This is a genomic window from bacterium (genome assembly GCA_035505375.1).
In the GTDB taxonomy this organism is placed as follows: domain Bacteria; phylum Hydrothermota; class Tepidihabitantia; order Tepidihabitantales; family Tepidihabitantaceae; genus UBA2258.
The window spans coordinates 13,963-39,155 of the sequence record DATJQV010000016.1 but is presented as its reverse complement, the minus strand read 5'-3'; the positions used below and the strand labels follow the sequence as shown (position 1 = coordinate 39,155).

General features: G+C 61.6%; 24 protein-coding genes and 1 tRNA gene. 10 read left to right on the top strand and 15 right to left on the bottom strand.

Annotated features, from left to right (window positions below; all coding sequences use genetic code 11):
• Positions 1-21: 21 nt before the first annotated feature.
• The 8 genes from VMH22_02715 to VMH22_02680 form a co-directional block, all read right to left on the bottom strand.
• On the bottom strand, positions 22-960 hold the full coding sequence (locus VMH22_02715) for a FlgD immunoglobulin-like domain containing protein (GenBank protein ID HTW90598.1): 939 nt from the start codon (positions 958-960) through the stop codon (positions 22-24).
• Complete coding sequence (locus VMH22_02710; protein ID HTW90597.1) at positions 953-1,891, bottom strand: energy transducer TonB; 939 nt, start codon at positions 1,889-1,891, stop codon at positions 953-955. Before VMH22_02710 ends, VMH22_02715 begins: the two co-directional genes overlap by 8 nt.
• Positions 1,892-1,896: 5 nt before the next feature.
• The gene (locus VMH22_02705) at positions 1,897-2,292 is read right to left on the bottom strand and encodes a biopolymer transporter ExbD (protein HTW90596.1); all 396 of its coding nucleotides are present in this window, start codon (positions 2,290-2,292) and stop codon (positions 1,897-1,899) included.
• Positions 2,289-2,702 carry a biopolymer transporter ExbD gene (locus VMH22_02700; protein HTW90595.1) on the bottom strand — a complete coding sequence of 138 codons (414 nt, stop codon included), beginning with the start codon at positions 2,700-2,702 and terminating at the stop codon, positions 2,289-2,291. The genes VMH22_02705 and VMH22_02700 overlap by 4 nt, the downstream gene beginning before the upstream one ends.
• On the bottom strand, positions 2,702-3,415 hold the full coding sequence (locus VMH22_02695) for a MotA/TolQ/ExbB proton channel family protein (GenBank protein HTW90594.1): 714 nt from the start codon (positions 3,413-3,415) through the stop codon (positions 2,702-2,704). Before VMH22_02695 ends, VMH22_02700 begins: the two co-directional genes overlap by 1 nt.
• Positions 3,412-6,015: a tetratricopeptide repeat protein gene (locus VMH22_02690; GenBank protein HTW90593.1), complete on the bottom strand. Its 2,604-nt coding sequence runs from the start codon at positions 6,013-6,015 to the stop codon at positions 3,412-3,414. The genes VMH22_02695 and VMH22_02690 overlap by 4 nt, the downstream gene beginning before the upstream one ends.
• Positions 6,012-7,241: a hypothetical protein gene (locus VMH22_02685; protein HTW90592.1), complete on the bottom strand. Its 1,230-nt coding sequence runs from the start codon at positions 7,239-7,241 to the stop codon at positions 6,012-6,014. The genes VMH22_02690 and VMH22_02685 overlap by 4 nt, the downstream gene beginning before the upstream one ends.
• Before the next feature lie 107 nt (positions 7,242-7,348).
• Positions 7,349-9,037 carry a FlgD immunoglobulin-like domain containing protein gene (locus tag VMH22_02680; GenBank protein HTW90591.1) on the bottom strand — a complete coding sequence of 563 codons (1,689 nt, stop codon included), beginning with the start codon at positions 9,035-9,037 and terminating at the stop codon, positions 7,349-7,351.
• A 388-nt stretch (positions 9,038-9,425) separates the two neighbouring features.
• On the opposite strand from VMH22_02680, the gene VMH22_02675 reads away from it, so the two are divergent.
• The gene (locus VMH22_02675; GenBank protein HTW90590.1) at positions 9,426-11,738 is read left to right on the top strand and encodes a ComEC/Rec2 family competence protein; all 2,313 of its coding nucleotides are present in this window, start codon (positions 9,426-9,428) and stop codon (positions 11,736-11,738) included.
• An 85-nt stretch (positions 11,739-11,823) separates the two neighbouring features.
• Here the strand turns inward: VMH22_02675 and VMH22_02670 are convergent, their stop codons facing one another.
• From VMH22_02670 to VMH22_02645, 6 genes are all read right to left on the bottom strand, one after another.
• Complete coding sequence (locus tag VMH22_02670) at positions 11,824-12,210, bottom strand: hypothetical protein (protein ID HTW90589.1); 387 nt, start codon at positions 12,208-12,210, stop codon at positions 11,824-11,826.
• Positions 12,210-12,569, bottom strand: a complete 360-nt coding sequence (locus tag VMH22_02665) for a hypothetical protein (GenBank protein ID HTW90588.1) — start codon at positions 12,567-12,569, stop codon at positions 12,210-12,212. The genes VMH22_02670 and VMH22_02665 overlap by 1 nt, the downstream gene beginning before the upstream one ends.
• A gap of 832 nt (positions 12,570-13,401) precedes the next feature.
• Positions 13,402-14,589, bottom strand: a complete 1,188-nt coding sequence (locus tag VMH22_02660) for a hypothetical protein (GenBank protein HTW90587.1) — start codon at positions 14,587-14,589, stop codon at positions 13,402-13,404.
• Complete coding sequence (locus tag VMH22_02655; protein ID HTW90586.1) at positions 14,586-14,837, bottom strand: hypothetical protein; 252 nt, start codon at positions 14,835-14,837, stop codon at positions 14,586-14,588. The genes VMH22_02660 and VMH22_02655 overlap by 4 nt, the downstream gene beginning before the upstream one ends.
• A gap of 494 nt (positions 14,838-15,331) precedes the next feature.
• On the bottom strand, positions 15,332-16,222 hold the full coding sequence (locus VMH22_02650) for a radical SAM protein (protein HTW90585.1): 891 nt from the start codon (positions 16,220-16,222) through the stop codon (positions 15,332-15,334).
• Entirely contained in the window at positions 16,219-16,629 is a 411-nt protein-coding gene (locus VMH22_02645; GenBank protein HTW90584.1) for a DUF6375 family protein, read from the bottom strand. Before VMH22_02645 ends, VMH22_02650 begins: the two co-directional genes overlap by 4 nt.
• Before the next feature lie 335 nt (positions 16,630-16,964).
• Here VMH22_02645 and VMH22_02640 point away from each other — a divergent pair, with 335 nt between their 5' ends.
• Positions 16,965-17,918 carry a DMT family transporter gene (locus VMH22_02640; protein ID HTW90583.1) on the top strand — a complete coding sequence of 318 codons (954 nt, stop codon included), beginning with the start codon at positions 16,965-16,967 and terminating at the stop codon, positions 17,916-17,918.
• Here the strand turns inward: VMH22_02640 and VMH22_02635 are convergent.
• Positions 17,915-18,247 (bottom strand): diguanylate cyclase, encoded by a 333-nt coding sequence (locus VMH22_02635; protein ID HTW90582.1) that lies wholly within the window; start codon positions 18,245-18,247, stop codon positions 17,915-17,917. The two genes, VMH22_02640 and VMH22_02635, sit on opposite strands and share 4 nt — an antisense overlap.
• Before the next feature lie 285 nt (positions 18,248-18,532).
• Between VMH22_02635 and VMH22_02630 the strand changes: the two genes are divergently transcribed.
• From VMH22_02630 to VMH22_02595, 8 genes are all read left to right on the top strand, one after another.
• The gene (locus tag VMH22_02630; GenBank protein HTW90581.1) at positions 18,533-19,186 is read left to right on the top strand and encodes a protein-L-isoaspartate(D-aspartate) O-methyltransferase; all 654 of its coding nucleotides are present in this window, start codon (positions 18,533-18,535) and stop codon (positions 19,184-19,186) included.
• Positions 19,187-19,305: 119 nt separating this feature from the next.
• Positions 19,306-19,379: transfer RNA gene (locus VMH22_02625), tRNA-Pro, on the top strand.
• A 101-nt stretch (positions 19,380-19,480) separates the two neighbouring features.
• Positions 19,481-20,035 carry a hypoxanthine phosphoribosyltransferase gene (gene hpt / locus VMH22_02620; protein ID HTW90580.1) on the top strand — a complete coding sequence of 185 codons (555 nt, stop codon included), beginning with the start codon at positions 19,481-19,483 and terminating at the stop codon, positions 20,033-20,035.
• A gap of 168 nt (positions 20,036-20,203) precedes the next feature.
• The gene (gene ade / locus VMH22_02615; protein HTW90579.1) at positions 20,204-21,946 is read left to right on the top strand and encodes an adenine deaminase; all 1,743 of its coding nucleotides are present in this window, start codon (positions 20,204-20,206) and stop codon (positions 21,944-21,946) included.
• Positions 21,947-22,190: 244 nt separating this feature from the next.
• On the top strand, positions 22,191-22,553 hold the full coding sequence (locus VMH22_02610; protein ID HTW90578.1) for a type II toxin-antitoxin system RelE/ParE family toxin: 363 nt from the start codon (positions 22,191-22,193) through the stop codon (positions 22,551-22,553).
• Entirely contained in the window at positions 22,553-22,996 is a 444-nt protein-coding gene (locus VMH22_02605) for a helix-turn-helix transcriptional regulator (GenBank protein ID HTW90577.1), read from the top strand. Before VMH22_02610 ends, VMH22_02605 begins: the two co-directional genes overlap by 1 nt.
• 46 nt (positions 22,997-23,042) lie before the next feature.
• Positions 23,043-24,533, top strand: coding sequence for an aldehyde dehydrogenase family protein (locus VMH22_02600; GenBank protein HTW90576.1), 1,491 nt, complete (start codon positions 23,043-23,045; stop codon positions 24,531-24,533).
• A 203-nt stretch (positions 24,534-24,736) separates the two neighbouring features.
• Positions 24,737-24,886: a hypothetical protein gene (locus VMH22_02595; GenBank protein HTW90575.1), complete on the top strand. Its 150-nt coding sequence runs from the start codon at positions 24,737-24,739 to the stop codon at positions 24,884-24,886.
• Positions 24,887-25,193: the final 307 nt, after the last annotated feature.

The window sequence follows — 25,193 nt, the reverse complement described above, 5'->3', positions numbered from 1 at the left end:
TACGGTCCGTCCCGGTTCGGGCTAGAGGACGTGGATTTCGATTTTGGAGAGCTTCGGCTGCAGGCCCGGCACGAATTTGGGGACGACATCGAGAGCTCCTGCCGGCAGCACGACCCGGCGGCCGAGTTCGGACTCGATCACGCGGCAGCGGTCAGCCGAGAGTCGCTCCTGCTCGCTGTACACATAGACCAGAACCTGTTTCTGGAATTTCTCTTTGACGACGTTGGCTGCTTCGTCGAGGCGAGGGGCCGCCTGTTCCAGCAACTGCGCGCCATCCTCGGCGAAGATCTGGTCGGCGGCGATCGAGACGACGTACTCATCGCCCACCTGTTGCACGATGCCGTTGACGCGCTGAGGCGTGCCGGGAATCCGCGTTTGGTTGCCTTGCGCGTCATAGGCATTGAACGTGAAGCTGTATACTTCCCCGGGAGCGATCGGCTCACCCGCGTCGGTCTTGCCGTCCCAGTTGAGGACCGCAGGCGGCTGGCCGTTGCGGGCGATACGGCGCACTGTCTCGCCCAGTGAGTTCGACACGACCAGGTCCCAGTTGACGACGCGATCCTCAAAGTTCGGGAGGAAAACCATCATGTCGCCATAGATGAAGTCCCGCTCCGTCGGGACGCGCAGGTAGGATGAGAGCGCGAAGTGCCGGGGGACGGTGACCGAGTCGACCGAATGGTAGAGCCCTTCGTCGAGCACGTAGCTTGCCGGAACCAGTAGCTCGTTGACCGGCGAGTACGGGTCAATCTGAGGCGGGAAGTAGGGCTTCACGTCCTGGATATTGACTGCGGTCTGCCCCTTTATGACCTCTTCGCCGATCGCATGCTGGTCAGAGTTCTTGGCCGGACGGGTCTCGGTCGTGTCAGACCGCTGGACCGCCGCGTCGGCACCGGCTTGTGCCGGAGCCAACGTTCGGGAAAACAGCAGAAGGGCAATCAGTAGCGACATAATGTTAGGCAAGCATGAACTTGAACGTTATTACTCCCCACTGGTCTTCAGCCGTGACTCCTGAGCCGAGTGGCGCAAACACCCATCCGCGCAGGGCGTCCACAACCACTTCGTCGAGGTCCGGATAGCCCGAGCTCGACTCGACGGTGGGCGCGCCCTTGACCTGGCCGTCGGGTTGTACCCAGACACGTACGACAACTGTACCTGACACTCGACGGTCAAGCGCCCACTTTGGATAGTTCGGCACGACCTTTCGGGTGATCGCACGCTGGGAAATGGGGCCGGCAATCGCAAAGTTCGTGCCGCGGGACATCGGCGCCGTGACTTTGGGCAAATCCTCGGCCGCGGTTGCGGGCAGGGCGGCGGCGGCCGGCTTCGCAAGCTCGCGGTGTTCGATAGTCAGTTCTGCCTGAGGCTGTGGCACTCCGGGCATCCCGCGTAATCCGTATGCCCCTGCACCTCCGCTTCCACCGCCATGAGCCAAACCGCGAGCCAGCTCAACCTTCGGCTGCGCCAGGATCTCATCGGTGGACTTTGTCGTGCTGGTTCCACCCAGCCTGATCACGTCCATCCCAGAGCCGCGATCGAGGTCATAACGGTTCATGTTGATCTGCGCCTGGGAGTTGTCCCTTGCCATTGCCGCACTCATGTCGATGGGACTGGACTCTCCGCCACTGCTTGAGCCGTAGGCAGGTGCGCCGGCTCCGAAATCCGCCGGGGCGCCTTGGGCTGCGCCCCCGCCGCCACCCGGTATCGCTGACCTCGGGAGTACCTTTGCGACTTCCGGGCGGTAGGTGACGTCCATGAAACTGACCTCTTGTAGGTCTGCGGCCGAATCGACATGAGCCGCCGGTCGCGACAGGAGCAGTATCCCGGCGATGTGGATGGCGACCGCGATCACAAGCGACATGTTGGTCCGAAGTACAGTCCGTTCCTCGAACATGGCTGCTACCCTTCCCGGTACTTCCGGGTCGCGCAGGCAATGCGCAGGGCGCCGGCATGCCGGGCCGTGGCCAGTATGTCAAGCACTCGGGCGTGCAGGCATTCTTTGTCGGCACGGATGACTACCAGAATGTAGGGGTCCCTGGCCAGTTGCGCCTGGATTATGTTCTCGAGTTCGGAAAGGGAGGCGACCGGTTTGTCGTCAGCGAGCAGCCTTCCGTCAACCGTATAGGTGATCGTAAGGTCGTTCTCCACCTTGCGCTCGGAGGTGTGGGTCTGCGGCAGGTCTACCGGGGTGCTGTTACGGGAGACGACCAGCGGTGACACCACCATCATGATGAGCACCAGCACGAGTGCCACTGCCGCCAGCGGCAGGATATCGATGTTGGCTACGCCCTTCACGGTGCGCTCCGGGTGCGCAACAAGGCAAGGTCGGCTGCGCCCGACTGCTTGGCCAGGTCCAGGACCTGCATGACCTTGTCGTATACTACCTGGTCTTCGGTGGCAACGACCACGCGTCTCTCCCGACTTCGGTCCAGCAGTTTGGGTAACAGGTCGGTGAGCTGCGCCATAGACACCTCGGATTCATTGAGAAGGACCCGCCCGTCGTTCGTCAGGAAGATCTGCGCCTTGATGTCCGAACCCTGCTCGCCGCTGCTGGCGAGCGCGACGCCCGGCGCGGACACGAAGATGCCGGTCTCGAAGAAGAGGGGCATCGCTATGAGAAACCCGAGAACGAGACACAGGGCTATGTCCACGAGCGAAGTCAATATCAACTCACCGGAGTGATGTCGCTCGGGCCGCCTGCGCATCAGAATCTCCAGGATGAATCGTCGGTCGTCGGCTTCGGCCGACCCGAGCGTGGCGCGGTGGGCTCTGCGGTCGGCGCTTCCGCACCGGCACGGTCACGCATACGGGCGAACATGACAATCAGCCGATCCGACGTGCTCTCCAAGGCAATGGTCACATCACCAGCCTTCTTGGTGAAGTAGTTGTACATGAACAGGGTCGGGATGCCGATGGACAGGCCGAATGCCGTTGCCACCAGTGCTTCCGCGATGCCGCCCGACACCACTGCAGGTCCACCCGACCCGGTGGCCGCGATATTGCCGAACGAGCGAATGAGACCGGTGACAGTTCCGAGCAGACCCAGCAACGTGGCGACATTTGCCAGTGAACCCACGCCGCCGACCAGGCGCTCGAACCGGAGACGTTCCTCTAGGATGAGGCTGTAGAGGAGGTCGGACAGTTCATCTCCGGGTAGCGTATCATTCTCGAGCGCGACCGTGAACAGTCGGCCCATCGGGTTCTTTTGGCTGTGCGCCCAGTTCAGGGCATCGGCCGGCGTAGAACTGGTCAGCAATCGGCGTAGCTCAATCAAGCCTTTGCTGGAGTTGAAGCGATTGCGGGAGAAATACCAGAGGCGCTCGACGATCAAAGTCAGCGCAGCGATGGAGGCGATAAGCAGGGTAACCATGACCCAACTGTGTCGGAATATCGTCATCAGGCTCTGTCCGAGAATCATTGCTTCTGGTCTCCTTTGTTTGGGGCCGGCTTCGGCGCAACGGCCCGGCTCGTCGGGGCAGGCTGGGCAGCCTGTGGTGTCGTCGTCCCACCCTCCGACTGGTCCGCCCCGAGTCGCTTCTGACAGATGTCTACATTCTTGCGGGCACTCTCAATGTATTCGGATTGCGGGAATGAGTCGATGACGAGCTGGAAGTATTTGATGCTCTGCTTGTAGTCGCCGGAGTTGAAAAAGGCGGTGGCAAGGTTGAAGGTGGCACCGGCGCGCTGTTCGTGTTTGGGGAAGTAGTCGAGGAATTTCTGGTACGCCTGCACCGCGTCGGGCCAGTGCTTCATTCCCGCGTAGGCCTCGGCGGTAAGGAGCTGGGCGTCGGCGGCAGTGGTTGACCCTGGGAAGTTGACCACGACCTTCTGGAGTTCGGCGATGGCCTGTTCGTATTTGCCGGCGTCGAACAGCGATTTGCCCTTGCTGTACCCGCCATCCGCCGCCATTTCCGACTGCGGGAAGCGCCTGAGGAAGTCCTCCATGATCGCGGAGTCTTCCTGGCCGGCGAGGTAGTAGCTCGTCTCCAGGCCTTTGCGAACGCTGACGGCCTGCGCGTCAGTGGGGTAGAGGTCGAGGAACTTTTGGTACTCGCGGACCGCGTCGAGGTATTGCTTCCGGTTGTAGAAGCACTGGGCGATTAACGCTTGCGAAGGCGCACCGAACTGGGAGAAGGGGAAGCGCTCCACGACGAAGTTGAAGACGCCGACCGCCTTGTCGTAGTCAAGCGCCTTGAAATACGTGTCGCCGGTGCGGAAAGCCGCTTCCGGCGTCTTGACACTGTCGGTCGGGAATCGGTTGATGAGTTCGCTCCAGGCGTCTACCGCCTGTCCGTAGTAGCCGAGCTGGTAGTAGCTGTACCCGGCATAGAAATAGGCAGGTACCGCGGCGGTTGCCTGTTTCGGGAAGGTCTTGTACAGCGGCTCGAACACGTCGAGCGCCTTGAGGTACTCTTTCTGGTTGAAGAGCGAATAGCCATAGCCGAGATAGGCGCTGACGGTGAAGAGCGTGTCGGTAAGGCGCGCGGTGAGCAGTCCCTTGAAGCCGCGGATGGCTTCGTCCAGCCGGCCGAGGTGATAGAGGCTGTAGCAGCGGCCGAGCCGTGCATAGACGGCGATATCGGAAGCCGCCGGATGAGCGTAGGCCTGCTGGTAGTAGGCATCGGCGTCGCTGTATTTGTGGTCGTAGTAGAGGCCGTCGGCCAGGAAGTAGAGCGTCTTGGCCCGCCACTCGGTGGTGTCGTTCGGGTAGTCGGCGACGTATTTCGTGCCCAGCGCCACTCCCTTTTCGTACTGGCCGGAGTTGTTCAGGGACAGGAGCAGCATCGCGCACGCCGGCTCGCGCAGGGCAGTGGCGGCGTGGCTGACGAGGATGGCCTCGAACTGCCGGGTGGCGTTGTCGTACTGTGCCAACTGGTAGTAGATGACCCCAGACATGTAGTTGCCGATGCCTGAGAGGTCACCGCTCTTGAACACGGCCGCCAACTGGCTGGTGGCGAGCAGCGCCTGAGCCGTGTCCGTCTTGGCGAGGATGGCACGGGAAAGCTGCAGGTCGGCGTAGTTGGCGACACGCGTCCGTGAGTAGCTCGCGCGGATGCGCTGGAAACGCTCGACCGCAGGCTGGGCCTGGTTCAACGCCAAGTCCGCATAGCCGATGAAGTAGTTGGCGTGTGCGGCCAGCAGGTTGTTGGCGTTACGCGTGAGCGGCGTGAGGCGTTCGATCGCTGCGGAATACTGCTTCTTGGCGATAAGGGCGCAGCCGAGGAAATAGCCGGCATAGTCGGCCAGCGGCGAGTAGCTGTAGTTGTCAACGAAGAACCGGAACTTGGCCTCCGCGCCATCGTAGTCATGGTTCATGAACAGAGCCTGGCCGGCGGCGAACTGGGCCATCGTTGCCAGTTCCGTGTTCGGGACCGTGTCGGTGACTTCCTTGAACTTGAGGATGGCGGGTAAGGGCCGACCGGTCAACGCGTAGGCCTTGCCCAGGAAGAACTTCGCCTCCGGTATCTCAAGACCGCTGAGATTCGCGATCGCCTGGTCGTAGTCCTTCAGGAAGTAGTGCAGCACACCGATCGCGAAGTTGGTGCGGTCGTCCTTGTCGTAGCCCTGCTGCTTTGACAGTTTCTCAATCGCAAGCTGCGCCTGCCGGAAATTGCCCAGCATCATGTCCGAGATTGCCACGCCGTACATCGCTTCGGGTCGGATATAGGAGTGGTGCGGGTTCTCGAGCAGGTCACCGAAGATGTCGGCGGCACGCTCGTACTGACCGCGGTTGAAGTACGTCTCGGCCAGCGCGTAGCGAAGCTCGTCGCCGAACTCGCTGGTCCCGAAATCATGGACCAATTCTTCCAGATTCGCGCCCGCTTTGACGTAGTCGTGTTGACTGACCGCGACCTGAGCCGCGTTGTAGCGTTCGGCCAGTTGGCGTGACTCTCTCGGTGACAGCGCTCCGGCGTTAAGCAGGCCAAAAGCCGCAAGCGCCAGAAGGAGGATTCTGGGAATCGAGGAATTGAGTATTCCAGCGTCCGAACACTGGACCCTTTGAATCCTGTTTCTCATTGCTGCTGCCTGGGTTTGACTTCCAGCTTGCCTCGGGGCCCGCCGGTCCGGATGTCGGTCAGCGAGCCGGAGAAATGGAGCGGCCAGTTGCGCTGGTCCACGACCACGATGTCGTAGCTGTAGCGGCCATCTGACACCAGGCGGCCGGCGTCGTCGAGGCCGTCCCAGGTCATGCGCAGCGGCGGGGCGTCCCAGCCGCTGAACGTGCGAACCACCTCACCATACTGGTTCTTCACCAGAACCTGCCAGCGTTTGGGATTCGCCCGCTGGTTGAGCCGGACGTCCATCCAGAGCACGTTTTCCTTGTCTTCGGGGTTAGGGCGGAAGACAGCCGGCTGAGCGTCGATCCAGACGCGGTACCCGGCGAACGTCAGAAAGACGCCGAGCTTGTGGGTCGGAGGGAGGGTGTAGCCGGAACGGTAGTGCAGGAGGAATGCGTAGTCGACACCAAGGGCCATCTTGCCCCATTCCCTGTGTACCCCCAGGCCCGCGCTGACTTCGTTCGCATCGAGGCCGACGCGCGGGATGAGCGTGTTGGGTACGAGTTCGAATTCGATGCCGCCGTGGGGCGCGACGCTGCGCCAGGCGCTGTCGGTGAAATCGGTCACGACCATGTCCGCGGCTATCCTCACTCGGTCGTCGACCAACCGGACTGCGGTGCCGAGACGGAGGTTGCGAGGATAGTATTCCTGCATGTCGTGCATCGTGAGGACTGGCTGGATAAGGTTCTGAAGCACGACGCCGAAGCTGAATGGGCGGGGAAGTTTCACCAGGGCCGAGACGTCGGCACCGATCCCGACGCCGGTGTACAACGATACGTTCTCCGCGATCAGCTTCAGACTGCCGCCGAATCCAAGAAACTGCCAGGGATTGTAGGAATAGGCCGCGATGAACGCGTTCTGTTCGCTGAAGTAGCCCGCACCTCGGTCGTTCTCGGAACCCCGGGAGTCTATGCCCTCGGCTCCGACATTGAGCAGTGACACGGCAAACGTTCCGGCTTCGCGAGTGGGCAGCGCCCAACCGACGTACTCCAGTCGGGCTCCGTAAAGCTCAGAGTGCGCAACCATTACCTCCTGGGCGTTGAGCTGGAACAACCCGGCCGGGTTGAAGTAGCAGGCCTGGACGTCGTCGGATATGGCCGTGAATGCTTTGCCCATGCCCAGGCTGCGCGGCGCGATCGCGTAGTTGAGAAACGTGCCCGGCGCACCTTCCTGGGCGAAGAGCAAGCCACAGGCTGCAAGCAAAGGAAACAGGATTCCAGGATGCCAGGATTCGAGAGGTCTAGTACCGGACACTGGAATCCTCGATTCCTTGAATCCTCGAGTCCTGTGTCTCACCAGACTACTCCGACGCGGTAGAGGTTCTTGAAGCTGATACCCGTATTCAGCGTGCCGAGAACCTGGATAAGATAGACGCCGCTGGCGACGCGCAAGCCTCGGTTGTTGGTGCCGTCCCAGTACACGGTGTTATCGCCAAGCATGCCGCCCGGTCCTCCCTGATCGAAGTGGCGCGCCCAGACTTCGTTGCCGAACAGGTCGTAGATGGTTACTCTGACCGATGACGCCTGCTGGAGCGAGTAGAAGATCTCCGTCCGGTCGCGGTTGACCGAACCGAACGGGTTGGGGAACGCGAAGAGGCTGTCCGAGAGGTGGCGTACATAGATGCCGATGGTGATGCTCACGCCACCCGAGCTTATTCTGATGGAATCCTGCTCCGACGCAGGGCTGGGCATGCACACGAAGTGGGAAGTCGCGTAGCCGTTAGTGTCGGTTAGCAGCGCTGGCTCGATCATCGTCCCGCTGCCTTTGAACCGCGCAAACTGAACCAGGGCCGTGGGGATGGGTTGGCCGTTGACGTCGCGTACGAGCACCTTGACCGCGGCCGTGTCGCCGGCACGGATTGTGTCCGGCGTGTGTGGATCGACCGAGATGGTGGATCCCAGCGCGCGCACGTCGATGTAGGTCACGTAGGACTGCGCCTTCGTTGTGCTGTCTCGCACCCAGAGTGGGCGGTTCTCCCCACGCATGGTGAACTGGAAGGTGAATTTCGCGGAGTCGTTTAGCACGGCGATCGGTGGCGAGCACAAATCCCAGGGGCCCGACGTCAGGCAGATCGTGTCGCCCGGTCCGGCGCATGGATTCCAGCAATCGTCGCATGCGTACGCGGAGACGGCAAAAGCGGTGCGCAGAAACTCGGGGTACGGCGTCCCGGACTTGCCCGGTGTCGCGTGGACATCGGTCGTCGTGTCCCCCGGCAGCAACGCTTCGCCGGGTGCGACGAGCAACATCCCGGCGTACGTACCCGCAAGGATGCTGACGGCGGACGTGTCCGCCCGGATAGTCGAGTCGTGCCCCGCGTTGGTGAAGACGTGACGGACGCCGGCGGCGCGCAGGCTGATAGAAAAGGAGCCGGTTCCATTTGACAGTGCCCCGCCTCGCGGCAGTCCGGCGAACGCATCATCCGAGCCAAAGAACACGCTGTCGCCGCTCGATGGTGTCAGGTTGAACCAGTCGTCCGTCATGTACACGGTGATCGGGAATGTGTCGCCCGCAACATGGGTATCGGGCCATCCGGAGTGGCCCCCGGGGATGCCGGGCGTCAGCTGTTCGCCGGGCATTATCGCCACCAGCCGGGCCGGCTCTCCCGGGAGGACGTCGAAAATGTTGCTCGACCCGGTAACCGTGTCGTTTGCACACTGGAGTCCGATGCTCTCGGCGATCGTCACGACCACCTTGGCACTACAATGACCGTTGCTGAACGTTATGTACTTGGGATAGACGTACGCATCTCCAGCGGTCGATGAAAGCAGCGCAATGCCGTTGAAAGGATAGGTGTTGCCATCCGCGTCCAGCGCGAGGACCACGACGCTGATTGACTCCCCGGCGTACTGCGGCGAGGAGATATTCTGCCACTCGAACGATGTCAGTTGAGCAGGGTTCCGGACGGTGACCGCAATGGCACCAGCGCTCGAACCGGTTGGGTTCGCACTGAGTAGGACGAGTAAGCCCACTGCGCTCAGCATTGTACTAGCGTCGAATTGTAGCAATGGCCAGCCGCATGTCAATCAGGAAGTTAGTGAGTTCGGGTTCGATGACGAAGTTGCTCCTTACGACGGAATTTCTGTCCGCGCAGCGTCGCTTGCACGGCTGGCGGACGGAGATAGCTTAATGCCGGAAGTCCGAGTGTCCATGGTTACAGTTCCGCCTGCAACTGCCGTGCCGGCTATCCGGCAGTTGTTCGCCGCTCGTATCGAAACCCGGCATGCCCTTAGATCCGACCAAACTGGCCGCTGCTTGTGCGCTGTTTCTACACTCTTGAGAACTTGATGCTCAGGTGGGACCACCGATTCAGGGCGGGCAGTCCTTACGTCCTGCTTGACAGCAAGGGACTTGCGCATACTCTCCTGAATTGTGAGTTCCACCGGGACGTTCTCGGGCCCTGCCGAGCTTGGGATGCGGCACGCGGCCGTCAGGGTTCTGATTGCAGTCGCGACGGGTATTTCCTTGAGCCGTCTGTTGCCGGTTCCGCTTTGGCTGGTCGCTGTCGTCGTGGCAGTTGCGGCAGGGCTGGTACGGATGACCCACGGATGGTCGTTGTACCCGGCAGTCGCGGTCGCTGCTCTGTTGTATGCCCAGGCTCGTGCGCCGACAGCGGTCGACCCGCGACTGTACATGGTTCAGCAGTTCGTGGGTGTGGTCGAGTCCGACCCTGCGGCCGGCCGTGTGCAGAGAGCCGTGGTCTCGCTGGCGGCACCGTGGCACGGGAAGGTCTACCTTTGGTCCAAAGACAGCACACCGGGACTCAAGCCTGGGGATGTAGTGCGGGTGTACAGCCCAATCCAGCCTCTGGATGACCCGCGCAACCCGGGAGTCACCGATTTCAACTCCATTCTCGCTGCCCGGGGCTTCGTCGGCAGCGCGAGCGCGCGAGCGTCGGACGTGGTCTTGCTCGCGCGCGGAAAAGGGCCTTTCATTCTGAATCGGCTGATTGCGCCGGTTCGTGCGTACATTCTTCGAGTCCTCGGTCGGTCTTTGCCCGGCACTGAGGGTGAGTTGTTTGTCGGCATACTGCTCGGCGGGAGCAGCGGGCTACCCAGGAGTGTGCAGGAGCAATTCAGAGACTCAGGTATTTCATACGCTCTGGCGGTTTCAGGCATGCACGTCAGCATCGTGGCCGGGGTCCTGTGGATGCTGCTTTCGTTGTTCGGCGTGCGCGGGTGGCGGCGTTTCTGGGCAAGCACGGCCTGGATCCTGCTGTATCTACTGCTTGTGGGCAGGTCTGGAGCGCCGGTGCGAGCAGGATTGATGGCCTGCGCAATGCTGCTGAGCGTTCCGACTCAACGACGCGTATCGACGGTGGCGTCGCTTTGCGCGTGTTCGGTGTTGTTGCTGGTGTTCGACCCGCTCGCGGTCTTTGACGCTGGGGCGCAGCTTTCGTTCGCCGCCTTTCTCGGCATTGCTCTTGTTGCCCGGCCGGTCGAGCAGCTAGTGCGGGGCCTGGTCCAAAGCCGCGTTGCGCGCTGGGTATTGGGCCCGGCCATCGTCTCGATTGCCGCAGCGCTTTCCACTGCTCCGTTGCTGTTGCACCACTTCTATCGGGTTCAGCTCTTGGCATTTGTGGCCGGAGCGGTGGTTGTGCCGCTCCTCGGCCTTGCCATGCCGCTGGGGATTGTGGTGCTGCTGGCGAATCTCGTAAGCCACTGGCTGGCTTCAATCTTTGCTCATACTCTCGGGCTGGTTTTGCTCGCACTGCTGAAACTGACCATGTTCATGGGCAGCATGGGCTGGGCCATCTGGGAGCCGGGTCGCTTGCCTTGGCTTTGGGTTGGCTGGGCCTACCTGCTCGGTCTGCTAGCGCTGAAGCTGAGGCGCGCTCGGGCACGAACAGGCTTCGCGGTTTTGCTGCTCTCAGGACTTGCCGTCGTGGCCTGGCAGGGAGTCCTGAGGAAGTCCTCCAACTCGGTGACGTTTCTGGACCCAAAGAGGGGAGACGCGATTCTGCTTGAAGACAGCCTCGGTCACAAGGTCCTTGTTGACGCGGGCGTCAACGGCCCCGGGGTGTTGCGCGACTATCTGAGCGGCCGAGGCATCCACACGCTGGACGCCGTCATTGTGACCCACCCTGACGAAGACCACTATGGCGGGCTGTTGGACCTGCCGGCGCGCGTCCGGGTTCGACAACTGCTCGTGTCGACGACTGAGAGCAAGGACCTGGATTACCAGACCCTGCTGGCCCGGCTGCGCGCCGATGGAACCGACGTAGTCGTGGTCGGGAAGGGAGCCCGTGTCTCCGGCCTCGGGTTCGGGTTTGATTTCCTCTGGCCGGACGACGCGACGAGGCTGCAGTATCTGTCCGGAAGGGCCCCGACAAACGACATGTCGCTCGTCGCGTCAGTAACAGAAGGCGGGTTCAAGATGCTCTTGACCGGCGACCTCGACAATCCGGATCTGCTCGCAGGCGTAGCCATGCGCGCCGACTTGCTGAAATCGCCGCATCACGGCAGCCTCAAAGGAAACCCCGAAGCCCTGTATCAGCGCGTGCAGCCGAGCTATGTTCTAGTCATGGGCAGATACCCGACCCCGGCGAGGCTGGAGCGGCGGTTTGAAGGCACCGCGGTGAACTACTTTGACACGCGAGTCGATGGGGCAGTGGCCCTGCGCTTTGAATCCGGCCGGCCGACGGTTCAGCGCTTCTTCAAGCGGCTACCGCTTCCGGGCGAGTAGCGCAAGCCATAGACAAGCTCCCCGGGAAGCTGGTCGAAGGGCTTCTCTCGTGCCGCCTCCAGCCCTCATCCCGCGCCGGTCAGGGTCAGGTAAAGAGGCCCAGGATACCTTCGAGCGTTGCCGGGTCCAGCCCCTTGCTCGTCCATTTCTCCTTCAAGGTCGCGGCCTCCAGATAGCCCGGAGAACCCTTCCCGGCGTTCAGCGTGTAGCCTTGATTCTCAAGCTTGAAGAGTTGACGACTGAAGGCCAGATACCAAGGGTAAAGGATGGTTTTGACACCTTGCTCCCCAAGGTAGTTTCTCACCACGTCCTCGCGGGCGCACATGGCCTCGGTCGCGTTCATATACGCTGCCGTACCCGCGGTGGGGAGGGCGTTGGTCGGGTCCAGGACCCGTTTCGTGTTGCCCGAGACCGCCTCGCCCTGCATGCGGGCAACCCAGTTGTCTATGCGACTCTTTGCCGACTTCGCCATCAGAGCACCTCCACTATTCTGGCCATTATCACAGGGTCAATCCCGCGCGCGGCCCAACTCGTCTTGAGGTTCTCAATCTCGGCCGATGCGGTGTCGCCGATGAACCTACCCCTTACCTTCGCCACCTGCTGGGCAAAGGCCAGGTACGACGGCACCGAACTCATCGGAACCGGGTGCCCGGCCTCGGCTCCGTTCAGGACCCCTCTTACCGAGATCTCAATCTGCACCGACAGCTCGGCCCAAGCGGTATACTTCGCCCCGGCATGCTCGAGTTTGCGCTCCATGGCTGGAGACATGGCGTCTCCCTTCATCTTCGCCGTCCACTTCGCCACTCTGACCTCAACCGGACGTCTAGCCATCTCTGACCTCCCTTTCTACATCCGTTCTTCATCCTTACTGCCTCTCCTCCCTGGTCCCCAATCCCTGGCCCCTAGCCCCTAACCCCTGGTTCCTCGTCCTCTATCCTCCATCCTCCATCCTTCCTCCCCAGCACCCTCCCGCGCCCTTGGACCCACCACCCAGATACTCCTCTCAGCCCTTCCCCGGATGGTCCCAGGACCCATTCTCCTGACGGTCAACCGAGCCCCTCCACAGACGCTCCCACTAGCCACTCCGGGGACGGTAGGGGGACCCGGAGGGGGGACGGTCCCCGGAGGGGGTCCCCAGGCGGACCCACCAGTGCCTCCACCGACCCTCTGGGGAGCGGGTCCCTGAATCCGGTAGGGGGTGCGGGACAGGACAGAATAGTCAGGCTGGGTCGGGAGTCAAGACAGCGAACTGTGCCGGAGCGACCCCATAAGGCATTGCTGTAGATGACGATAGAGCCGCCAACCCTTGCGCCCGTATCCGGTGCCCCGCTAAGGACACGGAAGCGTGAGCTGACCGGCGACCTGGTGACCCCGTCCAGCCGCGCCTGCTTGTGCGGCGGGTCGGGTCTGTGCTCGGAGCCGGGAACTGGGAACTGGAATCTGACCTTGGGCGCGAACGCGCCGCGCTGGTTACCCGTGCCTGCGGCGCGACTAACTGCTCACTGCTACCTGCTAACTTGCCGCGTCGTCAGCGGCGGCGTCGGACTCGGCTGCACTCTATTGACAGGATTCGGAATTAGATAAGCAAGCGTCCCCGAAATCCCGGAGTTAGGTAGCGAGTCCCGGAATCTCCTACGCCCGACCCGGCTACAGGTCCTCATCGTCAGGCGGACGACGACGGACGCGAGGATGCAGGAACAGAGGCGTCGCACTCTGGGGCTGGCTCTGTTCGGCTTTCGCCAAGGGCCGGAATGATGAACTCCTTTTCGTAGTCCCTGTCGAAGTACGTCACTGATTCCTTGCTCCTGAGATGAATGAGGTAGCTCTCGACTTTAGTGCGCCTGCCCTTGACAAGGATGCTGCCGGGATACCTCTTGGTTGCAACCTCTGTAATGGGAAGGCGACGGGTGGCCTCAGTAGCGATTGCGTTCATGAATTCCCAGTTATCTGGTGCAGCCGGGCCGATTAGGTATAGGTTCTCCACCTTCTTGTCGAAGACCTCCCTAATGAAAGTGACGTAGGGTTCGATGTCCCCTTTCACAAGCCTCGCATGCCGCGCAATTATCATGATCTGGCACCTGCAGTAGGCCCCGAGGTGTCGCAGTGGCACGGTTTCGTCTCCTACCGACCGTTTCGCGTATCTGCATAGGAATCTTACAAGAGTGGAAACATCGGTCGCCACCAGGAAGCGGCGGTCACGGTGGAACACCTTGCGGCCCACGTTCTCCAACTCTTGGATGAGGACCGGCCGAAAGAGGCCCACCTTGTCGATCAGGTAGAAGTCCTCTACCAGTTCCATGACCTTGGGTCGCGATGCGGCCTCGTTGCCCCAGAAGTCATCTAAGAAGTGCTCCAGAAGAGGGCCCGCCTGTTCCGCCAACAGGGTCTGGGCAGTGTATAGGTCAAGCGCGGAACGCTGGGTAACCGTGAGCAGTTTCTTCGCGCGAGGCAGGAACGCCACTGCTATGAACGCCATCGTGGCATGCACGAAGTTGCGGTCTTGATTGGCAAACCGCTTCATGTTGATGACAAGCCGATCCTGAGCCACGAACTCCGCCTTGGTCGTCGCGACGTCAGTCCACACGATTCTGACCTGCGCGGCTCGCATGCCAGTTATCTGCGAGGCCGCGTTGTGCACGAAATCATTGACCTTGCCTTCGATGTTGAGAGCGATCGCCTTACGCTCGCCTGCCTTGAAGACTTTGTAACCAAGAGCCATTAGGATGGCAAGCAGTTTGGTGAATCTCGTTGGGTACTTGATGGCCATGTAGAGGACTAGTCCAAGCAAGAAGAACCCAGGCGTGCCGATGCCGAAGTACTTCAGCATCGTCAACACGGTACTCCAACTCATAGCTTCACATCACCAGTCCGGAGAAGGTCCATTAGCGTCCGGATACACGTCGGGCTGTCGCATACAAGCGCAACGCCCTCGACATCCGGGTAGTAGCCGAACAGGTTCGCCAGCGTGGCTGTCTGTCTGCAGAATCTGCAGCAGGCTTGCCCTGCTCTGAGCGGCTCCAACACGCCCAGCGCATCCAAGGCTTGTTCCAGGTCCTTCTCCAGAACTGCGCTGAGCTCTGTCGTCTCACGATGTTCCATATACGGACCTCCTAGCACCGGCTGCGAGCGTCCGCGCCGCGCCAGTCACCAGTTTCACGTGACTTCCTTTCCTCGCGTCGTACGTTGGGCGCTGAGGGCGGCCCAATCCCCTGGAACTCGCCCGTCGTTATAGCGTCGAATCGCGTGGTGCAGCGCTGGCTTCAGTATCTTGTCCAAGGCCACATGGCAACTAGGGCATAGCATCAGCACGTTGTCCTGTTGGTTCTTCCTGCGCACGATGTGACAGGCGTGGAGGCCGCTATTAGGGCGACCGGGCAGTCGCCAGCCACACATCTCGCAGCCGCCAGCGCTTCTTTCACGATACCACCTAGTTTTTCGCTGGCGCGGGAATATGGGCATACTGCTTCCTTTGTGCTGGCTATTCTAGGTAGTTCGGGCCAGCATGTCAAGGGGACGGAGAGGGAAAGTAGTTAGGTACAGCAGGCGTGCAGCGTGGCTTCATACTCCAGTGCCACGTGAGTCCGCACAAATGCCTACGGAGACTGCCGCTCCCAGAGAAGGCCGAGGGCTTCTTTGAGGGTCCGGTTAGACAGTTCCACGCCCAAACCCGAATGGGAGTTTCTACGTAGGACGGCGTCCGCACCTATATGGGCGTAGTCTCTGGGATTCTTGTCTAGCAGCAGCACTGGGCAGGTGAGATGCTCCGCCGCAGCGGCGGGGATCTCCATGGGATAGGCCTGCCAGTGGGCAAGGAGCCACAGGTCCATCTGCTTCCATTCGGCGCGGCTCAATGCGTACTTCCCGGCGCGTACTTCCGGTAGAAGAAGCCAACTGACCGCGCCAAGCGACCTGACGAGTGCAAACGTCTCGTCCAGATGTGGTAGTGTGAGGGAGTTCACAACAGTGTTTATGCCAATGGGCAGTCCTGATAGCTGCCGCAGCTTCCGAAGCAACGGCTCCAAAGATCGCTGTCTGATTGTCGAGTAGACAGGCTCCGGCGCGTCGATGGACACACGCAAGATCGATAGCACGTTGCGAAGTGAATCAACCGACGCCAGGTCGATGTGCTGGCCATTTGTAGTGATAGACACACCCATCGCTGTCTCGTTCCAAATCCTTGCGCACAGCTCGTGAAGCCCCTGGTAGAGAAAAGGTTCCCCTCCACCGAGCGCGACTTCCAGCGTGCCAAGGGCATCGAGATCTCGACACCACCCGACGGCGTCCTCGACGTCTACCTCATGCGAGTCCTTGGGGGCGTAGCAAAACGGGCACGCGAGATCGCATGCATATGTTACAGCCAGACTGAGTACGGCTGGGCCGAGGGCAGACCTAGGAGTCGACTGCTCTGCAGTCGGGGTGCGGACGTGTAGGCCAGAAACCCGGTCGTATGCGTGAAGCCAACCTGATTCCTCTCTCAGTTTCACGGACCGCGTCGACCAGTGATGGCTACGTCCTTTGCCTCCCGAACTAGCATCAACTTGACTATACCACCAATGTCCATTGTCCGGATGTGCCGCAAGGACACCTGCGTGCCCTCCTTCTCCGGCATGGCCGCGCCGTCGTCACCCCATCCGATGCCCTCGAATTCCTCAAGGGACGGGCCGTGGTATACGATGAACGGGTCTTTCTCTTTCCATCTCTCGTAGAAGTTGGACAGGACAGGTTGAAGATCCGTGTCATCCGGGGACTTTCCGTTCGTCGCCGCGAATGCTGTTCGCAGGAAATCAGCCAGCAGTTCGTGTGCACGTTCGGCGTCTGCGACAGTGGCGAAACTGCCCACGATGTTGATGTCTGCCGAGTGGGCAGATCCGTAGCTTCTCCACACTTGCATGTTGTATCCTCCATTCCAGACTCTTCGGTTGATTCCTGATAATACCGCGGACATGACGTACAATCAAATCTCCGTCAATGCGGGGATTTCGGGAAAAAGAGGGACACTTTCTGGCTTCCGTCAAGGCCGGGCGACCTTGTGCTAGCATAGACTTTATCTTAGGACAGGGCGGACGAATGTCAAGCGGGCGGGCGCGCGCCCGAGATAGCAGAGAGCTGTTGGCAGTTAGGAGCGGTCGGATTCGACGGCTGATGGCTTGCAGGCCGAGGCAGCGGTTCAGCGCTTCTTCAAGCGGTCTTGCTTGACAGCCGCACTTTTGCCGTCAGAGTTAGGCGATGCCGTCAAGTCCAAGCGCCGAAGCCCGAGCGTCGAAGTCGGACGTGCGGAGTTCAGGTGCGTCGCGGCCGCGGGTGATTGCCGGTCTTGGCGCCGGCGTCGTGGTGCTGTCGTTCGCTTCGATACTCATCAGGGTTGCGCCCGCGCCGAGTATCGTCATCGCTGCCGGACGCATGGCCGTAGCGACGGTCGTCCTCACTCCGTTTTTCTGGGCAAGGTTCGCGGAGCGCCGGGCCGAGCTGAGGGCGGTGTCGATATGGCCGATGCTGGTCTCCGCCGCGCTGCTCGCCGCTCATTTTGCGCTCTGGGTTGAGTCGCTCAATCGCACCTCGGTAGCAAGCTCGGTAGTGCTGGTTGCCATGAACCCGATATTCGCGGCCGCGCTCTCTCCGCTCGTCCTGCGCGAGAAGGTGTCGTGGCGCATCGCTCTGGCCGTCGTGCTCGGGATAATCGGCGCGGTGGTCATAGCCGGACCGCAGCTCAAGTCGGGCGGCGCAACCAGCGGGAACCTGCTTGCTCTGGGTGGCGCCGCCTGTGCGGCAGGCTACTTGATGGCCGGGCGGCGGGTACGCCCGCGGCTTTCTCTCCTGTCCTACATATACGTGGTCTATGGCGCTGCGGCCGTGCTGCTCCTGGCGGCGATGCTCTTGAGCCGCCATTCGTTCACCGGCTACCGCTGGCAGGCCTACATGTTCATCGGGCTGCTCGGACTTGGCCCCCAACTACTCGGTCACACGAGCTTCAATTGGGCGCTCCGATACGTGCCCGCTCCGACCGTGGCGATGGCGGTGCTCGGAGAACCGGTCGGCACGACGTTCCTCGCCTGGCTGATTCTGCGGCAGGCACCGACCTGGTACGAGGTTCTGGGCGGTGCCGTCATCTGCGCCGGCATCTATCTGGCCGCGAGCGACATGGCGGCGGGGCCGGATGCAATGCTGGACGGCGCTACCTAGCCGCGAACGAAATGGGGGATGGTCGCGGGAAGTTCGAGTGAGATTTCTGCGAGCCCGGCGAACCGGCCGTCCTTGTACCAGGGTGACTGAAAGATGAGTTTCTTCTTCCCGTTTTTCTCAATCGTGTAGACGTTGTTCCTGCCTGTGGCAAGAAGCTCAGCCAGTTTGGTGCGGGCGGGCTCCGGGTGACAGTCGAGCACGTTCTTGCCGACGTGGTCGCCGGAAAAGGTGTTCTTCGCCTTGTCATTCATCTCGACGATGACCCCGTCGCGGTCACAGATAGTTATCGCGGCGGGGAATTCACGCGCCCAGTTGATGCTGTCGTTCATGTCGTGCAGTGTACCGCGAGTCCCAGCGATGTCCACGTGGACAATGACACGTGGACAATGATCCACTTGGCCGTCGCGCTGCACGGGACAGGATGGCGCGAAAGCGGGGACAGTCCCTCGGAGCGCGATGACGCGCGGTACAGTCCCCGTTTTCGCGCGAAGTCCGATTGAAGCCCGAAATGCGGAGAATGGTCCAACCTGGAATTCGAGCTTCGTCATTCGATCTTCGGGTTTCGAACCTGGGTAGTTCGTTGACCGGCTCCGCGCAGCTTCTATACTGGGGCGATGGATAATTACGTGCAGGCGCGGAGGCGCATGGTCGAGGATCAGATTGCCGCTCGTGGTATCCGAGACCCGCGGGTGCTGTCAGCGATGGCCGCGGTACCGCGGCATCTCTTTGTGCCGGAAGGGCAGTGGCACAACGCGTACGAAGACCATCCGCTTCCCATCGGCGACGGGCAAACGATATCCCAGCCCTACATCGTCGCGGCGATGACCGAGGCGCTCGAGGTGGGGCCGGAGAACAGGGTGCTTGAGATCGGGACCGGCTCCGGGTACCAGACCGCGATCCTCGCGAGCCTCGCCAAGATGGTCTATACCGTGGAGGTCATCGAGAGTCTCTCGGTTCGAGCCAGGCTCGCGCTGCTCCGCTTGGGCATACGCAACGTCCGGTTTCGCATCGGCGACGGACACCTCGGTTGGCCCGAATTCGCCCCGTATGACCGGGTAATTGTGACCGCCGCGGCCGATACTCTGCCCTACGAGCTGGCCGAGCAGTTGGGAAACGGCGGTAAGATGGTTGTGCCGGTCGGACCGACGGGAACACAGTCGCTTACGCTGGTGGTGAAGCACGGCAAGAAGCTTGTCCAGCGGCACCTGATGGGCGTTACGTTCGTACCCTTTGTCCACGATAGCGAGAGACGAGGGACCAGGGGCTAGGGCGGGCATGTGTTGACTGCATGGGGTTTTGGCCTATGATTTCCCACAGGAAGGGATCAGGGGTCAGGGGCAAGGGTTTGAACCCAATCCCCGACCCCCGATACCCAACCCCAATCTTCCGGGGCGTAGCGCAGCTGGTTAGCGCGCTTGGTTCGGGACCAAGAGGCCGCTGGTTCAAATCCAGTCGCCCCGATTTACTCCAAGGCAGACTGCCGAGACCCGCATCGGAATGAAACACCAAGGCACAAAGATACAAGGTCCGGATGCCGGTTCCCTTGTTGTGTCGGTGTCCGGATGGTGAACCCAGGCTCCGGCCGCACGGAACCAATCGCCTCCGGCCCGGCAGTCCTTTTTACCCAGGAACAAATAGCGGACCGCGTGCGCGAGCTGGCCGGCCAGATTTCGGCCGACTATGCCGGCCGCGAGCTGCTGGTCGTTGGTGTGCTCAAGGGGTCCTGGATATTCATGGCCGACCTCGTCCGACTCATGACCATTCCCGTCACCGTGGATTTCATGATGGCGTCAAGCTACGGGTCGGGAAGCGACAGCTCGGGCGTGGTCAGGGTCGTTCTCGACCTGAAGGCTCCGGTGGAGGGCCGCGACCTCCTGGTCGTGGACGACATACTGGATTCAGGCCTGACTCTCGGGCACATCATCGATACGCTGAAGATTCGGAAGCCGCACAGCCTCAGGATCGCCGCCCTGCTGGACAAGCCTGACCGGCGCCGCGCGGACATCAAGGTCGATTACGTAGGTTTCCAAGTACCGGACAAGTTCGTGGTCGGCTACGGGCTGGATTTTGCCGAACGGTTCCGCAACCTGCCGTATGTCGGCTATGTCGAGACCTAATGACCAATGACCAAGTGCCAATGACCAATCAACGAGTAAATGACCAGGCCCCACATGCCGTGCAGCATTGGGCATTCGGACATTGGGGCTTGGCTGGGAATTGGCAATTGGGGCCTGGGGATTGCACGTGAATCAAGAACAGAGTGGCCGAAGACGAGAGGATGAAGCATGAAGGCTGAACATAGAAAGCCCAAGATCGAGGCGCTGCTGGCCGTGGCGCGGGGCGACGAACCGGCTGACCTTGTCCTTGCCAACGCGCAGGTCGTGAACGTCTTCACCGGTCATATCGCGCACGCCAATGTCGCCGTGAAGGACGGCAGAATCGCCGGCGTCGGACCGGAATACACCAAGGCGCTTGAATGCTACGACCTCGCCGGCCAGTACGTGCTCCCCGGTTTCATCGACGGCCACATCCATATCGAGAGCTCGCTGCTGTCGATGCGTGAATTCGCCCGGCTCGCCCTGATTCACGGGACCACAACGGTAGTTGCCGACCCGCATGAGATTGCCAACGTGCTGGGCGTCCCCGGCGTGAAGTACATGTTGCAGGCGAGCGAAGGCATGCCGCTGGAGGTGCTGCTGATGGCCCCTTCCTGCGTACCGTCAACAAGCATGGAGACCTCCGGCGCGACCGTTTCGGCCAGGGATACGGCCGACCTGCTCAAACTGCCGCGCGTCATCGGTCTTGCCGAGATGATGAACTACCCGGGCGTGGCGTTTGGCGACAAGGAAGTGCTGGCAAAGCTGGCGGCGGCAAAGGACGCCGGCAAGCCGATCGACGGCCATGCCCCGGGCGTGGTCGGTCAGCTCCTGCAGGCATACATTGCGGCCGGGGTCGGCAGCGACCACGAGTGCATCGGGCCGCACGAGGCAATGGAGAAGCTTGACGCGGGCATGAGGGTGATGGTGCGGGAGGGCTCGGCCGCAAAGAACATGACCGGGCTCCTGCCGGTCATCAACGACTTCTGCCTGCGCCGGTGCTGCCTGGTCACCGATGACAAGCATCCGGAGGAACTGCTGCACCATGGATACCTTGACGACACGTTGCGCAAGGCCGTGTCCCAGGGCATGAGTCCGGCGGCTGCGGTTCAGATGGTCACCTTGAACCCGGCGGAGTACTTCGGGCTCAAAGACAAAGGAGCGGTTGCGCCCGGCTATGTCGCCGACCTCGTGGTCGTCGGAGAATTGCCTCGCTTCAACGTGAGGATGGTGCTTAAGAACGGCAAGCCGGTCGTTCAGGACCGGAAGCTGCTGGTCAAACTGCCCGAGTTCAAGGACAGGAACGTGACCGGCACCGTCAACATCGGCAACCTGACCGCGAAGAGCTTCGCCATCGCGGTGCAAGGCGAGCTTGCCCGTATCATCCGACTTGTGCCCGACCAGATAATAACGGAGAAGCACATCCTTGCGCCGACCGTGGAGAAGGGGTTGGTCGTGGCCGACACGGAGCGGGATATCCTGAAGCTGGCGGTGGTCGAGCGGCACAGGGCGAGCGGCCGCATCGGCCTCGGCCTCGTGACCGGCTTCGGACTGAAGAAGGGCGCTCTCGGCACAACCGTCGCGCACGACTCGCACAACATCATCATCGTCGGCACGAACGACAATGACATGCTCAAGGCGGCAAAGGAGCTGAAACGACTGGGTGGCGGGATGGTTGCCGTTGCCGGCGGCAAGGTCGCTGCCAGCCTGCCGTTGCCGATTGCCGGCCTGATGTCGGATCGGCCCGCCGAAGAGGTGGCGGAGAGTCTCTCGAAGCTGCTGGCCAAGGCGCAAGTGTGGGGTTCGCGCCTGGCCAATCCGTTCATGGCGCTTTCGTTCCTTGCCCTGCCGGTGATTCCCGAGCTGAAGCTCACCGACCGCGGCCTGGTAGACGTGAGCCAGTTCAAGACGGTATCTCTCTTTGAGGACTAGGTCACGGGGAAGTGGAAGGTGCAATTCCCTGGCACCAATGACCACTTGTGCTCCAAGTCCGAACGACGAAGCTCGAATGACGATTGAAATCCGAAGTCCGAACTGGGCTCAGATCGGACAGGTCATGGGAACTTGGCCATTGACGCTTCGTGCCCTTCCGCCTTCGTCTTCCGGCCGCGGCCTGACGGCCCCCGCATTCAAAGCCCGTCCCAAGCTTGACTTCGTTACCTTATAAGGTAGCATCGTGCTGAGTCGTGCCGTGCTGCGCTCCGGTCAGCGGAGCACGGTCTTTGCCATCACCGTGGATGACGAGTGTGAGATTTCGGACTTTCTGATGGATCTGCCGGAGGATGTACGCCTGAAGCTGGAGGCGCTCATCCGTGCGCTGGCCGACAACGGGTTCGTGCCGAACCAGCAGAAGTTAATGCGGCTGGACGCGGGTGTGTACGAGCTTAAGCTGCGAAACCCTCCGGTCAGGCTGTTCTGCTTCCAGGATGGCAGGAACTGGGTATGCACGCACGGACACGTGAAACCAGGTTCGCGTGAACTACTGACGCACGTTGCCAAGGTCAAGACACTGAGGCGGCGGCTACTTGAGGAGTACTGATGAGCACGAGCCTTGAGCGATACCGCGAATGGTCGCGGCAGGCGGAAGACGACCCGCGTCTCCTTGCAGAAGAGATGAAGTTGGCCTTTGCCGATGGCCTTGTGAGACTGCTCGAAGCGCGGGGAGTCAAGCGGACAGAGCTGGCGGAGAAGCTGGGTACGAACCGCGGCTACGTTACCCGCATACTCAACACCGAGTACAACCTCTCCATCGAGACCATGGCCAAGATAGCGCTTGCACTCGATGCGCGGGTCACCCTGAATCTGCAACCGCGCCGGCGAGCCCGAACTTCGCCCGCCGATGCCTATTTGAGTACTGCGGGGCGTCACACCCGGCGCGTCGTGCCCGTGGCTTCAGACTTCATGGTCCGTGATCGGCAACCAAGGGGCCAGTCTCGTACGCGGCAGGCCCAGGGCCGTCGCCGGTCTGACCGGCCACGTTGACCTCGGCCGATTTGGCGATAGCATAAACGCTCAAACAGGAGACGAAATGGCTGAGTACAAGAATTTCATCAACGGCAAGTTCGTGCCTGCGAAGTCAGGCAAGACGTACGAGAATCGCAATCCGGCGGATCGCGACGACCTGATTGGCAACTTCCCGCTGTCGGATGCCGCGGACGTGGCTGAGGCAGTGGCCGCGGCCAGGGCTGCGTACCCGAAGTGGAAGGCGACGCCCGCACCGGCGCGCGGCGAGATCATGCGCCGGGCGACCGAGAAGCTGATTGCCCGCAAGGAAGAGTGCGCGAAAATCATGACCCGCGAGATGGGCAAGGTGCTCAAAGAGACGCGCGGGGACGTGCAGGAGGCCATCGACACCGGCCTCTACGCCGCAGGTGAGAGCCGCAGGCTCTGGGGCAAGGTCGTGCCGAGCGAACTGGCGAACAAGATGGGCTATGTCACCCGGCAGCCGATGGGCGTCTGGGGCATGATCTGCCCGTGGAACTTCCCGATGGCGATTCCCTCGTGGAAGCTCTTCCCGGCGCTGACCTGCGGCAACACCGCGGTCATCAAGCCCGCTACCTACACGCCGGCATCGGTGCACGAGTTCGTGTCGGCGCTCGCCGAGGCCGGAGTGCCGGCGGGCGTTGTGAACATCGTCTACGGCGGCGGTTCGGCCGTGGGCGAGGCGCTGCTCCAGCACCCGGACATTTGCGGCGTGTCGTTCACCGGTTCGTCCGAGGTCGGGCGGAGAATTGCCGAAGTCTGCGGCAGGAGCCTGAAGCGCTGCTCGCTCGAACTGGGCGGCAAGAACGCGGAGATAGTGCTCGACGACGCGGACCTCGACCTCGCCCTTGAAGGCGTGCTCTGGGGCGCCTTCGGTACGACGGGACAACGCTGCACCGCGACCTCGCGGCTCATCGTCCAGGCCGGGGTCTACGACAAGCTGGTCCAGATGGTCGTGGACCGCGCCACCAAACTGAAGGTCGGGAACGGGCTTGACGAGAAGAACGAGGTCGGGCCGTGCGTGAGCGAGGGCCAGCGTGAGACCGTCCATGGCTACGTCGAAATCGGTAAGAAGGAAGGCGCGAAGCTGTTCTGCGGCGGCGAACCGTTCAAGGGCGGGGCCTATGACAAGGGCTTCTTCTACCAGCCGACCGTGTTCGCCGACGTGACTCCGGACATGCGCATCGCCCGCGAAGAGATCTTCGGGCCCGTGCTCTCCTGCATCAAGGTCAGGGACTTCGACGAGGCGGTGGAGGTCCTGAACGATACGCCTTACGGCCTGTCGTCCTCAATCTACACCCGGAACGTCAACCTGGCGATGAAGGCCGTAGAAATCATCGAGGCGGGCATCACCTACGTGAATGCTCCGACCATCGGGGCCGAGTGCCACTTCCCGTTCGGCGGAGTGAAGGACACGGGCAACGGCCACCGCGAAGGCGGCTGGACCGCGTACGACATCTTCTCCGAACCGAAGACGGTGTACTTCGACTACTCCGGCGCGCTCCAGAAGGCGCAGATCGACAACGCGGAGTACTAGCCAGCTTACGGCTGACGGCTGACAGCCGGCAGCCGTGCGGCCGCAACCACGCGCGGAATCCCAACTCGGCGCTTATCCGCGGCGGCGGGCAAAGAAACCGGCTTCGGGCGGGGTAAGTCCAACTACACGACGCGGGACGGACTGCTGCGAAATGCGGCCCGCCGTCTGGCGGCCGTCGAGTGGCCTGCAATTCGTGCCGCAACGTGAGGAGCAACCCGGGAAGCAATTCTCCGGGCAATCTGGAGGACAACGGTCAGAGCTACCTCGGGAGCAACCCGGACAGGAACCCGCGGACTTACTCGGGCCGGAACGCTCCGACCAACCCGGAGAGGAACCGGTGGAGCAACCCGTAGACTAACCCTGAGAGCAAGTTGGAGGGCAACCGGTAGACCAACCCGGCGAATTCCGGTGGAGGTTCATCCGGGAATTGCGGTGGAGATAACCCCCCTGTCTACTGTCTACTGAATTCTGTCTACTATCTGCGGGGTAATCCCCTGGGTGGGGGTGTCGATTTGCGGGCCACCGGCCTAACGCCTAGCGTTTCAAGCGGATAGGCACGAAATCCACCCCGGCGTCTTGTAGCCAAATACATATACAAGCCCGCCCAATCTCCAATCGTCAATCTAGAATCCAAAGTCGCCAGAATGCCCGTTTGCAGCC